Here is a 15,312-nt window from a genome sequence, read left to right as displayed (position 1 = left end):
CTTACTCTCCTTTAAATAAATCTTCGTACTGTTGTATAATACGAGGCCAATTATAAGCTTTCTGAATTCTTTGCTTTGCTTTTTTTCCTAATTCTTCAAATTCATCTGGTTTCATTTGTTCTACCTCATCGATCAGTGAAGCAAGATTTCCTATCTGCTTATTAAAATATTTAGCGCTGTCTAAACCAACACTATTATTAAAATCGACATCTAACAATAAATTTAAATCAGTAGTTGCCAAAGATTCAAGCAAAGATGGATTGGTTCCGCCTACTTCATGGCCATGGAGATAAGCAAAAGCATTTTTTCTTATTAGATATAAAAGTTTAGAATCGTAAACGGTCCCAACAAAATCAATTCGTGAATCTTGATCAAAATGCGTCTTCTTTTTAAGATGCTCATAAAATTTATTTTGCTCTACGTTCGTGATAATGACGAGTTTTTTATTAGTATGGCTTTTCATAAATTCTCTGATCATTGTTTCATAATTGTTTTCGGGTACAAAGCGCCCAACGATCAAATAATACTGATGATTGACGATATCATGCTGTTTATACCAGTCATAAAGCTGATCCAAATAATCCATCGCATATGTTTCTTCTGGTAAATCAGCCCCATAGGCGATAAACGTCGATTTAGGCTGATAAGCAGCATATTCTTTTAATACGTAGTTTTCAATTCCGATCGAATCACTGATAACACGATCACAATATTTGATTAATACACGTTCTGAGTATTTCAAATATTTTTTAATGGGCCAGATCCATTTATCTCGCTTCCATTCGTGACCATCTGGATTAATATAGAATTTTACACCAAGCTCTTTAAACTGGCGATATGCTTTATGTAAAAACGGACCGGCTGTACACCCCAACATATAGATAACCGCATCGCTGATGTGATTTTGCCGAATATATTGCAACGTGCGGCGAATTGCTTCTCTGTCATAATAAATAACTTTTGCGGGACCTAATGAGGGCATCTTCACTTTAAAACAACGTGCTCCATGGTAATCAAATTCCTCATTGTCATCTCCCATGCAGGCAACATGATATTTTATCTGTTCAGATTGCTTCTTTGTGACTAGACAATCGGTGAACGTTTCAAACCCACCATAACGAGCAGGCAATCCTTTGCATCCAATAATAAAAACATGTTTCATGATAGTCTCCTTCAACATTTTTTCTTATTATATCATTTTTCCATTATATATGCATTAGTTTAAATTAGAAATCTATGAACCCAGTACTAAGAAAAAAGCTACTCATAAGTAGCTCCTCTATCAGTTATATAGTCCAAAATCTTAAGAAAATAGTAATAACAGAAACAGATAAGGCTATAATTGGTAATAAATATGCATTATTTAAACAAACATCTTTATATTTTTGTATATATTGATTATTGGCTATACGATTGCTTTGAAAAATAACAGGCAGTAAAACTAATAATGGAATAAAATAACGTCCTTGCACTCCAGAAATGGATTCTGCTCCTATTCCGTACCCCGGCATCATTGGTGTCCATAGAATATAAAAGGCAATAAAAATACCAAAAACGCCTACACATAAAGAGAAGATATTGATCCCTTTAAAATATATATTAAGTTTTCCCGTGAAGCTGTTTGCATCTAAAAATATCATCAATAACATTAATAATAATATACTTATATATGCAAATACAGGTAAATACGTATCTAATAATCCAAATATTCCTATCATTCCTGATAAATAAAAGAAACGATTAACAAACATTTCATTATAAAGAACACTTAACATCTTACCAGGGTTACTCAGCATAAAACTTATTTGCTGGGAGGTTAGACTTGGTCCACTTTCTATATTGCTGACACTTGGAACTGGATATTTAATAATAAATGTTCCTGCTAGAATAATACCAGCCATCAATAGAATAAATTTTACACTCTTTTTCATATCCAATGATTTTTTTAATGGTAAGCAAATTAATGGCACCATTACAAAACTATAAACCATTTTAATATTTAAAAATACAACTCCCATAATTGAAAAAACAGCAAGATATTTCCAATTCAACTGCTCATCCTCTTTTAAAAACAGCCGTAAAGTCAATGAAACAGCCAACATTGCTAAAGATATTAATAATCCATCATAGGACACAGTGGCCGCTAAAGCCATACTCATAGGTAAAAGTCCTATCAACATAAATGACTTTTTAAATGCCGGTGATAGTCGAATAGCAAGGGCAACGATTGTAATATAGAAGATCAAACAACCCAATCTAGCAAAGTAGAGCATATAAACCGTACTAAAATGCTCTAGACCAAAAACATATCCTAACGTCTTCCCTGCAAAAATACCCACTGCTGGAATAAAATGTCCTAACGGAATAACAGAGTCTGTTGAAAATCCCTGAAATGTATAATTTAAAAAACCAGATGTATCTCGTTCTTGATTCAATACTTCCTCATAAGTTTGTTTCTTATCTAAATCACCAATATAAGTCAACTTTTCATTTATATAGTTAATCATTTTATCAGGTAAATAATAACCTGTACTCTCTCCGTTTACACTAGGATAAAAATCACCTCTAGAAATAACGTAAGCTTTTTTAAAATGGCTATCTTCATCAGGAGATTGAAACGGTGGAATCACTACCATCAGGATGAATCCGAAAATTAATGACAAAAAGACAAATTGGCGACTTATGCTTTTAACTTTCATAATACTCTCCAATACGGATTAAATATCTTCTTAAGGCATCTTGCCACGTTGGTAATCTATAAAACCCGTTTTTATCTAATTCATTCTTCTCCATGCGGCTATTTGCAGGTCTTTTTGCTTTAGTGATAAATTCTTGCGAAGACACTGGTGTAACTTCTACTTCTAATCCAGCTTGTTTAAATATTTCACATGCAAATTGATACCAACTGCAAAACCCTTCATTTGTTGCATGATAAATTCCATATTTATCTGTTTGGATCATATCCACAACCAATTTTGCTAAATCATAAGTATACGTAGGAGAGCCAATTTGATCATCAACTACCTTAACAGCACCATTTTCTTTTCCGAGACGTAACATCGTTTTAATAAAATTATTTCCATTTGTTCCAAAAACCCAGGCAATTCGAATGATGAAATAATTCTGAAGTAATTCTTGAACAATCAATTCTCCCTCACATTTTGTTTTTCCATAAATATTTAAAGGGTGTCTTATATCGTATTCTTTCCAAGGACGTATTCCCTCTCCATTAAAAACATAATCGGTTGAAAAATACATCATTTTTATATCCAAATCTTTACAAACTTGAGCAATATTACGAGTTCCATCAACATTTACTTTTTTACAAAGTTCTATCTCATCTTCTGCCTTATCCACTGCTGTCCACGCAGCACAATGAACTACAGCATCAACTTGACTTTCTGTTATTACTTTCTTTACAATATCTGCTTTAGTAATATCCATTTCTTCAACATCAACACCAATTGCCTGAACCCCTCTCTTTTTACATTCTTCTACAACATCGTACCCTAATTGACCATTAACTCCTGTGACCAGTATTTTCATGATATATCCTTTCTAAAGAAAACCCATCATACGATGGGATTTCTTATTTTTTTCCGTATTGTTTTTCAAAATATTGCTGATATTCTCCGCTTAAAATATTTTGCCACCATTCTTTATTATTTAAGTACCATTCTATTGTTTGCTGTATTCCAGTATCAAAATTATATTTTGGTTTCCATCCTAATTCAGTTTCCAACTTTGTTGGATCAATTGCATAGCGTCTATCGTGACCAGGACGGTCTGTTACATATTCGATCAAAGACTCTGGTTTATTTAATGCTCTTAAAATAGTTTGAACAACTTCTAAATTAGTTCTTTCGTTATGTCCGCCTACATTATATACTTCTCCAACACGACCATTTCTGATAATTAAATCAATTGCTGCACAATGATCTTCCACATGTAGCCAATCTCTTACATTTTCACCATTTCCATAAACGGGTAACGACTCATCCGCCAATGCTCTTGAAATCATTAATGGAATTAATTTTTCTGGAAAATGATAAGGTCCATAGTTATTAGAACATCTACTGATCGTAATCGGTAATCCAAATGTACGGTAATATGCCAATACAAATAAATCTGCACTTGCCTTAGAAGAACTGTATGGACTTGATGTGTGTAAAGGGGTGTCTTCCGTGAAGAATAAATCAGGGCGATCTAAAGGCAAATCTCCATAGACTTCATCGGTAGAAACCTGATGGTATCTTTTAACGCCAAATTTTTTAGCCGCATCCATTAAAGTTGTAGTCCCTAATACATTTGTTTTAACGAATATATCCGGATTAGTGATACTCCTATCTACATGACTTTCCGCAGCAAAATTAACGACAATATCAAACTTCTCTTCTTCAAACAGTTTAAAAATAAACTCACGATCTGCAATATCACCTTTAATAAATTTATAATTAGATTTCCCCTCAACTGGTTTACATGTTTCTAAATTTCCAGCATATGTCAACAAATCTAAATTAACTATCTTATCCTCGGGATACTTATTTACCATATAATGTACAAAATTACCACCAATAAATCCAGCTCCACCAGTAACTAATATTTTCATTGATTATTTATCTCCTTTATATTCAAAATTACAATCACTTTCATCTAACAACGGTCCCTGTTCATCTTTTTCAGATAAAATTGGCTTGATTCCATTTAATAAAGTTCCCCAATCCACATTGACTGAAGGATCATTATATCGAATACCGCGATCATGTTCTTTAGAATAAAAATTATCCACTTTATATCGAAATTCAACATCATCCGTCAATGTTAAAAAACCGTGGGCAAATCCTTGAGGGATAAAGAATTGTCTCTTATTTTCAGCACTTAGCTCCACACTCACCCATTGTCTGTAAGTTGGACTCCCTTTACGAATATCAACAGCCACATCAATGACTGTCCCTTTTGTACAACTTACCAATTTTGCTTGAGCCATAGGCGAATTTTGAAAATGAAGACCTCTTAACGTCCCTCTATTGGCCGAAAAAGACATATTATCTTGCACAAATTCATTAGTAATTCCTATTTCCTCATATTTCTGCTTACTGTAAGTTTCCATGAAATAACCACGATGATCTCCATGAACATCCGGTTCAATAATTAATACACCTGGTATTTTAGTTTCAACTACTTTCATATCGTACCTCTTAATCTATGAACTTTCCATCAATAATATCTTTTAAATATTTACCATATTGATTCTTTTTAAACATTTCATAAGCTTCAACTAATTTATCTTTACTCATCCACCCATTTTTAAAGGCAATCTCTTCTAAACAAGCAATTTTTCGATTTTGATGTGTTTCAACTGTTTTGACAAAATTAGTTGCCTCTACTAAAGATTCGTGCGTTCCTGTGTCTAACCACGTAAACCCTTGTCCTAACAGCATAACATCCAACTTACCTTTTTCAAGATAAATTTTATTCAAATCTGTAATTTCCAATTCCCCTCTTGCAGAAGGTTGAATAGATTTCGCATATTCTACAACTTTATTATCATAAAAATAAAGTCCAGTTACAGCATAATTCGATTTTGGAAGAACTGGTTTTTCCTCAATTGAAATAGCCTTTCCTTCATCGTCAAACTCTACAACACCAAATCTTTCTGGATCATCAACATAATATCCAAATACTGTAGCTCCACTGCTTCTAGCTGCTACTGACTTTAAACGTTTGTCTAGACCATGTCCATAAAAAATATTATCTCCTAAAATCATAGCCACACTGTCTTCTCCAATAAAACTTTCACCTAAAACAAAAGCTTGAGCTAATCCATCTGGTGACGGTTGAACTTTATATTGAAGATTAATGCCATACTGTCTTCCATCTCCTAATAAAGCTTCAAATCTCGGTGTGTCCTCTGGTGTAGAAATAATTAAAATATCTTTGATACCAGCATTCATCAAAACTGAAAGAGGGTAATAAATCATAGGCTTATCATATATCGGCAATAACTGTTTACTGGTTACTTTTGTCAGCGGATATAATCGGGTTCCGCTACCTCCTGCTAAAACAATTCCTTTCATAATATAAATTCTCCTTTTCTCTTACTATATTATCATAAACAACATCTATTTTTAAATTGAAAAATCTTCAAATCATAGTCTTTCATCATCATTAGACTTTTTATGCAATGCTAATTGCTGGGCTAGATCTTTAATTTGAACAGACATTTTTGAAACAGTTACCGTCAATACAAAAATTAATAATAAAGCGAAGCAAAAACCAAAGAAAAAAAGGATATTAATAGGTAGTCCAACTCCCATTAATTCAGCGATATAGGATATTAAATTCGGAAATATATCCAAAATTAATATTCCTAATCCGACTAACATCCAAGTTAAAGCATATTTTAAAACTAACTGTCCTTTTCTAATCATATTGATTATAAAAATTAAGATTAGAAAGATCAAGATCGCAATAATGATTTGCAACTTTAAATTCATAGGTGACCTCCTACTATTTTCTTATAGCTTCAATAAAAATAGCTAATGATACTTTTATCATATAATAGATTGATTTAATTGGGGAAATGGAAGATGTGCCTCCTGCGCGTTCACGCATAACAACAGGCAGTTCTCCGATTTTCTTATGTAATTTAAGCAAAACCACAATACTTTCCGGCTCCGGATAGTCTCTTGGGTACTCCTGACAAAAAAGATTAATAATTTCTTTATTAATAATCCTCAGACCAGATGTTGGATCGGTAATAGTTTTCCCAGTCAAAAGTCGAATAACCCAAGAAAAATATTTAATTCCTACTCTGCGCATTAAAGAAGATTGAAACCCAACTTTTTTGATAAACCGTGATCCAATTACCATATCAAGATTTTCATCAATCAAATATTGAGACATTTGTTCCAAAAATTTAGGATCGTGCTGTCCGTCTCCATCCACTTGAACAGCAAGATCATAATTATTCTCTTTCGCATATTTATATCCTGTCTGCACTGCTCCGCCAATTCCTAGATTTATCGGCAAATTAATGACATTAAAATGATTTTCTTCGCATAATGCCCTCGTATTGTCAGTAGAGCAATCATTAACAATCACATAATCAAAATCAATTGCATTTTCAACAATATCTCTTACCGTTTCAACAATGCTTTCACTTTCGTTATATGCTGGAATTATTATTAATTTTTTCATTCTATCACCTACTCATTAAGATCATTTGACTTTTCACTCTTAGCATATAAATTAGCTATAAATTGAGCAATTGGCTTTGGCCAAAATTTTCTAAACATCTGTAAATCTTCTTTATTTCGAACATTATCATTTATGATGGCGCTTGTCTCAGATCCTTCATGAATCCTATGTCCCATAAGCGGTTGTGGATTATATCCAAATCGACCAGAAAGACGCGATAGTTTTTCCCATGCTTCCCAATCTTCATCTGATCTAAATCCAGAAACAAAAACCTCTTCTGGGAGATTTGCCTTAACAAATGTGACAGAAGGACAACAAATAGGACAGCCTAAAGATAAAATACGGCGACGAACAAATTTACTGTTACCTAAAAATTTAATTTTCAAAGGAGACAACATCAGTTTTTTAATACGTAATAACGAATTATTATAAATATATGCTCCATTTCTAACCTCGGCATAATCTGTAAAATAAATCAATGTATTCGGATATTTATTTAAGTAATGAATTGCCTCAAAAGCATATTTTGAAAAATATAAATCATCTTGATGTGCAATAGTAACATAATTAGTGGTAGCCGATTTATAAGCGAAATTCCAATCTTCAGTTATACCACTTTTTCCTTTATTAACAAACAGAGGGAGATCATATTTCTTTGCCAAAGAAGTAATAAAATCATTTGGAGTAGAGGTTACAATAATTGTTTGGCTCTCTTCAGACTGATTAATTAAAGAACAGATACATTCCTCTAAGTATTCACTTTCTTTATATGCGCATATAGCAAACGTATGTTTTTTCCGACCCACTCATTCTCCTCCTAATTTATTTTCAATAAAATACTCGTATATTTTAACATTCTTTAAGTTATTACACAAGTTTTCTTTAACTGATGAATTCTAATATTTAAAATATCCTTTGCATAATGGATTACATAACATAATTAAATCAGATAAAATATTCAATTCTTTCCTATTTAATATCCATTTTTTTCGATTAATACTTTCAATCAATATATTGATATTCTTTATTCTCTTTGTCTTTATACAACACATGTTTAAATTTAATAAAAGTACAACCTGTGTAACAATATTATTCCCAAAAGGTAAGATTTCTGAATCATAATGTGTTTTAATTGGTCCAAAACTTTTCACCACGCCAAATCTCCCAACTACAAGTCCACTTACAGATGCCACTTGCTCCTGCGAACAAGCTCCTACTAACTTTTCTATGCAGCAATTGGATAATTTTAGATATTTTGCATTTATAATACAAAGAAATTCAGCATTAAGAAGTGAATTATTGTTTATTTCTTCATTCCTTTCATCTCTTATCTCTCCGTTTTCATACATAAAATAAACATTTCCCGCTTGTCTCTTCATTATACTTTGAAATGATTTGAAATCATTTTTATCAGAAACTGAATGAATTAGAATATCAGGGCATTCTTGCTGTTGATAGATTACTTCATAATAGCCTGGATAAGACATTTGGTTAACACTTGCATATATATGACAACGCTCCAGATGATCTGATATTGCTTTTACTCCAGCCTCATAAGCATATGTTTTGCTGTCTGGGCGAGCAGAGGTTGAGCCCTCATGAACCCGCCAATGATATAATATAGAAGATATATGCTGAATATTTTTGGCGTTTTCAAAACATCTTAAAATCAAATCATGATCTTGTGCTCCATCATATTGACTATTTTCTCCAGAAACTATTTTCAATAAAGATTGACTCATAACCAACATATGACATACATAGTTGTTATTTCTTAATTTATATAAATCCGGTTCACTTTTGTAATAAGGATCAAAATACTTTTTTGCCCGGTCATCATACTTATCTTCATCTGTGTAAATTAAATCAATAGTTTTATTCGTTTTGATTAATTCATATACTTCATTTAATGCAGTTAATTCTAAAAAATCATCGTGATCCAATAAGACACAATAATCCCCTGTTACCTTTGAAAAGGCTGCATTGGTATTCCCCGCAATACCTAAATTATTATCTAATTTTAAATAAGTAATACGCGGATCAGCATCGTATTTTCTCATTATCAATTTACTCAAATCAAAATGGTCACTGGCATCCACTAAGATAAGTTTCCAATTTTGATAAGATTGATTCAGTACAGAATCAATCATTTGACAAAAATAATTTTCTTTTGTGTTAAATAACGGTACAACGATATCAAATTTTATAGGGCCTTTAATTTTAGATGAATGAATAAAATGATGATGCATCTGTCTGTTATAATAATATTGAGTTATTTTTTTAGAAATAGAATGATAACGAAACCAAAAAATCTTTATTATTTTTTTTAACATAATCTTCTCCTAATAAAAAGCAATCTGTATATACATTTATAGTATATACCAGATTACTTTAATGTCTACTTATATTATACAATGCTAAAACATCCTCTTCAATATTATTCCAATCACGCATTTTTGCTGTCTCTACCCCACCATTGTATAATTGTTCCTGCAATTTAGGATCTGTTCGAATCTCTTCAATAGCAGCCACAGCAGTCGACAGATCATCATGAGAATAGAATAAACAATTCTTACGATCAATTAAATATTCAATATTTCCACCATTAGGAGCCACAACAACAAAACCACCCGTTCCCATCATTTCTAATGGCGGATAAGAAAAGCTTTCCAATATACTCGTTTTCAACAAGATATCACATTGCCCATAGATTTTAGCTACTTCTTCATATGGAACTTTGTGCATAAAGCGATCGACATAATATCCTTTTTTCGGGGTCCCCTGATATGAAAGATACCAAATTTCATACTTTTCTTTATTTAACAAATCAACAATCTTAAAGCTTTCATCTACATTTTTATAATAATCTTCGCTGTTTCCTTCAATTAAAATCTTTACTTTTCCGTCCAATTTACGTCTGTGCGGCTGAAATAAGGTTAAATCTAATCCATTAGGTGCAAAAGCTGATTGACGCTCATATTTTTTCTCCAACCAATCCTTACACCATGCCGATATAGTAATGAATTTTACATCTACTGATGGATTATAGGTTTGGTTCGCTTGAATTTTAAAAATATGTCCCCACTCATAAAAATCTGTTTCAAAATTTTGAACAAAATAAAATCTTTCTTTTACATGTTCATATTGTGTAACAAAAGTCAATGTTGACCATAAAGTTGCAACCGCTTTATCAAACGTTCCATAATAAAGATTATTCTTATCTGATAAGACAGGTAAAACAGCTCCATCTTTTTCCACATAACCGGTTTCTTGACCTTGAGTAATCAATGTAACATCCACACCAGCAGATTGCAAGATCGCTGCATGTTTCAAAATTACCAATACACCTCCACTAATTTGAACAGAGGGCATAACAAACATTAAATTTGGCTTACGATGAGTAATAATATATTTAGCAAATGAATACCCATTATAAACTGTCGTACAATTTTCAATAACATCTTCATAGGCTTTTTTCCCGATTGCATATCGTAGATGTTTATCTTCAATCAAAGCTTTTAAAGCTGTATACCACGATTCATTATCACCACATAGATAGCCAGTAACCTGATCTTTAATCATCTTTTTAAAAGCTCCTATATTACTAGCTACAGTAGGCACCTTAACTAAACTGGCCTCTATCCATTTAATTTCTGATTTTGCTTCATTAAAAATAGTATCCTCCAATGGAGCTAAATTAATATCCACAGAACTAATTAAATGGGGCAGCTGCTGCCAATCAACAAATCCTCTTGCTTTAATTCTATCTTTAAATTCCATTAAAGAAGCGGGAATATCTAATTCGCCCACAATATGCAGTTCAGTTTGTGGATACTCTCTTAGTATTTTTTCTATAACAGGTAAAATCATTAAAACATCATCGTTATGTGTAATGCTTCCACTAAAATAGCCTAAACGCACTTTATTTTCACGTTCCGCTAATTCTCTTTTAACTTTATTTAAAACTCTCTTTTGAGAAGAACTGAGTGACTCTACTTTAGAATGGATAAAATCTTCTTTATAATAATTTTCAAGTTGAGATAATTGAATCATCTTTGAAGAAGCTGTATTTCTATTAATATATACCTCTGGCACATAATTTTTTAATTCTTCTGCCAGTCTCTCTGTAGTCGTTATTGCCCCATCACAAAGCATTAATGTTTTTTTCATTCGCTCAACACCATCATTATACAATGCTTGATCTTGAAGTGACATCGTTTTCACATATTTAATAAGATCTGTATATTTAGTATCGATTACTAAATCATCTATATCAAATAGTACAGTTTTATTTAATTTTTTAGCCTGTTGAATAAATCTTCCAATTAAATCAGTGTATGGACAACGATAGAAAATAAAAGTACGATAATTTTTAACTAATTCTATTGTCAATTCCTCATAAAAAACTTCATTCGAGAGGATATTTCCTGCTTTGAGCTGTTCTCTTTGATGTGTTACGCGATAACGTGTCGGATGTGGTAAAGTACATCCGTTAATAAATAAAACATCCATGTAACTTATTTCAGGACTTGGCAACTCTTCCCCAGTACTTCCAATAATTTTCTTTTTTAAAAACTTTAGACTTCGCTTAATCGTTTTGTACATCCCATCTTTAGCCAAAGAATGTTTTACTTTGCCAAATAATTTCTGTATTCTCAAAATCACTTGAATCCCCCCCTTAGATAGAATAGGCATCACAGACTGTTTCAGTATCGCCAAACATTTTAACAACACCCTTTTCAATCCAGACAACCTTATTGCACATTTCACGTATTTGATCCATACTATGAGACACAAACAATACTGTAGTTCCACCACTCATCAATTCAAGCATACGTTTTTTACTTTTTCTTTGAAAATTTTCATCCCCAACCGCTAAAATCTCATCAACAATCAAGATTTCTGGTTCAACTACCGTTGCAATTGAAAAAGCTAAACGCATGAGCATTCCCGATGAATAGTTACGAATAGGCATATCAATAAAATCTCCTAATTCAGAGAATTCATGAATATCATCAAACCTTTCCTTCAAAAAGTTCTTCGAATAACCTAATATGGCTCCATTTAAAAATACATTTTCCCTTCCTGTCAAATCAAAATCAAATCCTGATCCTAACTCTAACATGGGTACAATATTGCCATTAACTGTAACAGATCCTTTAGTAGAACCAACAATACCGGAAATAATTTTAAGCAATGTGCTTTTCCCAGCTCCATTACGTCCAACAATTCCCAAGACATCTCCTTTAGCTACCGTAAAAGAAACATCTTTCAAAGCCCAATACTCATTCATTTTCACCTTATTTGAAAGCAATGCTGTGACCCATTCTTTTAAGCTTAGAATTTTATCACTAGACATAGTAAAACGAATTCCAACATTACGTACATCTATAATTTTTTGGGCATTAATATCCTCAATTGTTTCAATGTCCTGACTTAAAGATTTACTTAAATAGTTCTCTTTTATATACTTGCAAAAATTTCTAGAATTTGAATACGTGACACATTTTTGTGACACTGCTAAACATGCATTTTCAGAAATTTTTTGTCTTAAAATATCGTTTTCGACTAATTCTTTAATCGCATCATACCAATCTTCTAATTTATCGCATAAGATCCCGGTTTCATGATCCTCAATCATTCTTTTATAGGCTCCTATATTACTTGCTATAACAGGAACTTTAACCAATGAAGATTCAATCCATCTGACCTCCGATTTAGCTTGATTATAAAGAGTATCCTCCAGCGGGGCAAGACTGATATCTACAGATGCAATCATTGCCGGAAGCTTTTCCCAATCCATAAATTCATATACTTTAATTCTGTCCTTAAATACTTCAAATTCCTGAGGAACTGTAATTTCTCCAACAAAATATAACTCCATATTATCATATTCATTCATTAATCTAATAAGTGTCGGTGTAATCATTTGAATATCATCATTATGAGTGATGCTTCCACTAAAATAACCTAAACGAATTTTCCCGATTCGTTCAGCCATTTCGGTCTTTACCTTTTCTAATATTCCCTTCTGTTCATCTGCCAAATATTGAGGATCACTTTTAATTAATCCATCTTGATAATAATTTTCTAATTTAGAGAGTTTTACTAATTTATCAGAAGCAACATTTCGATTGACATATACTTCATTTACCACCTTTTTCAACTCTTTTGCTAAGGTTTCGGTTACTGTGATTGCCCCATCGCAAAGCTTTAACGTCTCCATATTTCTTATAACACCATCATCATAAAGAGCTCGTTCCTCTTCGCTCATTGTATTTAAATATTTAATTGAATTTGTATATTCTTTATCTATTACTAATTCATCAATATCATATAGCACAGTTTTATTCATTTTTTTTGCTATTTTAATAAAACCACTCACTGATTCTGTAAACGGACAGCGATAAAAAATGAACATTTTAAATCCTTTTACTAAATCAAGACTTAATTTGTCAAAAAATACAGCCTCAGAAGTAATGTTTTCATAAGATAGCTGTTCACGTTGATTCTCGATACGATATCTTGTTGTTTGAGGTAACGTACATCCATTGATAAATAAAACATCCTTCATTTTTTTGTTTGATAAATCAATTTCACTTTGGGATGTAATTTCATTTTCTTTTTTATTTAATGCCATGTTTCATCCTCCTTAAATGTACAACGCAAATTTATTTTCCAGCTTTTTAAATACCGCATTTCCTATGATTAAAAAGAAAACTGCTGAAACAGCCATAACCACAAATGAAAGAGGTTCAGGTGTAATGCGATCAATTAATATAGTTCTAAAAAATTCAACAAAATAATACATTGGATTAAACTTCATCAATATTCTCATAAAATTAGGTAGTATATCAATAGGGTAAAAAATAGGGGTTGCATACATCCACATCAATGTAAATAAACTCCACAAAAACTGTACATCCCTAAAGAAAACCATTAAAGCTGATAGTATGTATGCCAAACCGATAGCACCAATAATTAAACATAAAATTCCATAAGGAATCATTAAATATGAAGCACTTGGCAGTAAACCAGTAAACCAAGCCAGTAAAAGCAATGGAATAAATGAAAATAATAGGTTTACAAAAGAAGATAAAACTTTAGAAATCGGATAAATATTCTTAGGAACATATACTTTTGTGATTAATGAAGCATTATTAATGATAGAATAAATACCTTGATTTGTTGCATCAGTAAAACAATTGAAAATAACCGTCCCAGTTAATAAATAAACTGGATAATTTGCTATTTGATACCTAAACAATTGTGAAAATACTGCATACTGAACAGCCATGGTTAATAATGGATTTAAAACACTCCATAATACACCCAAAACTGATCGCTTATATTTAGTTTTAAAATCTCTTTGTACTAACTGTTCCAATAAAAACTGATATTTATACATTTTCTGTATAAATCCTAAACCAATACATTTTTTTCCTTTTAAATTAGCATCCTGAAGACAATATAAATAAATAGCTAATGCTATAATACTAAATATTCCCAAAGGTAAAAGAACAGGATAATAAACTGCACTGTTTAAATACGAAATATTTGCACACAGTCCAGTATTACTAATTATTCCTTCATTTATGTAAAGGTTATCTCCATCATTGACATTGGCGTTTTGAGTCATTACTGTAACGCTCTTACCCGGCAAAGTATCTTCTGCCATAATTACTAAAGACACTATACCGTTTTGCACCTCTAATTCCTTGTCCACCGCAAAACGCATTGGTACTGCATTTTTTATATCCTTCATCTCTAATGACGTCTCATAAAGGATTTCATTTGAATCTTTTTTAACTAACTGTATATCTAACTTACCTACGAGGTCTGTTCTGTCAAAAGTACCAAAAGTGATTTCAAAATAGTCTATATATTTTCCACCCACAATACTTTCTTGAACTACTTTTTGCCCATTTTCTAATTCTTCAAGGTAAGATTCATTTTTTATTCCTGTGTTTATTACCGAACCTTGATCATATTTTAACTGTTTTTGACCCGTAGCAAAAAAACTTACAATAAATAATATATAAACCATTAAGACCAATAAACAATGCTTTCTTAATCTATTTTGATTTTCTTTCATGATAACTTCCTTTCTTT

Annotated in this window: 13 protein-coding genes; all 13 read right to left on the bottom strand. The window is 31.8% G+C overall.

Annotated elements, in window-relative coordinates:
- Position 1: 1 nt before the first annotated feature.
- On the bottom strand, positions 2 to 1,162 hold the full coding sequence (gene cps2T / locus ACLRVU_RS08190; RefSeq protein WP_412891484.1) for a beta 1-4 rhamnosyltransferase Cps2T: 1,161 nt from the start codon (positions 1,160 to 1,162) through the stop codon (positions 2 to 4).
- Between the two features lie 124 nt (positions 1,163 to 1,286).
- Complete coding sequence (locus ACLRVU_RS08185) at positions 1,287 to 2,699, bottom strand: DUF2142 domain-containing protein (RefSeq protein ID WP_412891483.1); 1,413 nt, start codon at positions 2,697 to 2,699, stop codon at positions 1,287 to 1,289.
- Positions 2,689 to 3,546, bottom strand: a complete 858-nt coding sequence (rfbD, locus tag ACLRVU_RS08180) for a dTDP-4-dehydrorhamnose reductase (RefSeq protein ID WP_412891482.1) — start codon at positions 3,544 to 3,546, stop codon at positions 2,689 to 2,691. The genes ACLRVU_RS08185 and rfbD overlap by 11 nt, the downstream gene beginning before the upstream one ends.
- Before the next feature lie 43 nt (positions 3,547 to 3,589).
- Positions 3,590 to 4,609, bottom strand: a complete 1,020-nt coding sequence (gene rfbB, locus ACLRVU_RS08175; protein WP_412891481.1) for a dTDP-glucose 4,6-dehydratase — start codon at positions 4,607 to 4,609, stop codon at positions 3,590 to 3,592.
- Between the two features lie 3 nt (positions 4,610 to 4,612).
- A complete protein-coding gene (rfbC, locus tag ACLRVU_RS08170; protein ID WP_412891480.1) occupies positions 4,613 to 5,188 on the bottom strand; it encodes a dTDP-4-dehydrorhamnose 3,5-epimerase in 576 nt (191 codons plus the stop codon).
- 10 nt (positions 5,189 to 5,198) lie between these two features.
- Entirely contained in the window at positions 5,199 to 6,077 is an 879-nt protein-coding gene (rfbA, locus tag ACLRVU_RS08165) for a glucose-1-phosphate thymidylyltransferase RfbA (RefSeq protein WP_412891479.1), read from the bottom strand.
- Between the two features lie 72 nt (positions 6,078 to 6,149).
- Entirely contained in the window at positions 6,150 to 6,497 is a 348-nt protein-coding gene (locus tag ACLRVU_RS08160) for a DUF2304 domain-containing protein (RefSeq protein ID WP_412891478.1), read from the bottom strand.
- A gap of 13 nt (positions 6,498 to 6,510) precedes the next feature.
- Entirely contained in the window at positions 6,511 to 7,200 is a 690-nt protein-coding gene (locus tag ACLRVU_RS08155; RefSeq protein WP_412891477.1) for a glycosyltransferase family 2 protein, read from the bottom strand.
- Positions 7,201 to 7,208: 8 nt separating this feature from the next.
- The gene (locus ACLRVU_RS08150) at positions 7,209 to 8,006 is read right to left on the bottom strand and encodes a glycosyltransferase (protein WP_412891476.1); all 798 of its coding nucleotides are present in this window, start codon (positions 8,004 to 8,006) and stop codon (positions 7,209 to 7,211) included.
- A 90-nt stretch (positions 8,007 to 8,096) separates the two neighbouring features.
- Entirely contained in the window at positions 8,097 to 9,533 is a 1,437-nt protein-coding gene (locus ACLRVU_RS08145; protein ID WP_412891475.1) for a glycosyltransferase, read from the bottom strand.
- Positions 9,534 to 9,591: 58 nt separating this feature from the next.
- Complete coding sequence (locus ACLRVU_RS08140; protein ID WP_412891474.1) at positions 9,592 to 11,865, bottom strand: glycosyltransferase; 2,274 nt, start codon at positions 11,863 to 11,865, stop codon at positions 9,592 to 9,594.
- A 13-nt stretch (positions 11,866 to 11,878) separates the two neighbouring features.
- A complete protein-coding gene (locus ACLRVU_RS08135; RefSeq protein WP_412891473.1) occupies positions 11,879 to 13,840 on the bottom strand; it encodes an ATP-binding cassette domain-containing protein in 1,962 nt (653 codons plus the stop codon).
- 12 nt (positions 13,841 to 13,852) lie between these two features.
- A complete protein-coding gene (locus ACLRVU_RS08130) occupies positions 13,853 to 15,295 on the bottom strand; it encodes an ABC transporter permease (protein ID WP_412891472.1) in 1,443 nt (480 codons plus the stop codon).
- Between the last annotated feature and the right edge of the window lie 17 nt (positions 15,296 to 15,312).

Origin of the sequence: Beduini sp., from assembly GCF_047239305.1 — a bacterium.
Classification (GTDB): domain Bacteria; phylum Bacillota_I; class Bacilli_A; order Erysipelotrichales; family Coprobacillaceae; genus Beduini.
The sequence above is the reverse complement of the archived record's forward strand: the minus strand, read 5'-3'. Positions and strand labels throughout refer to the sequence as shown.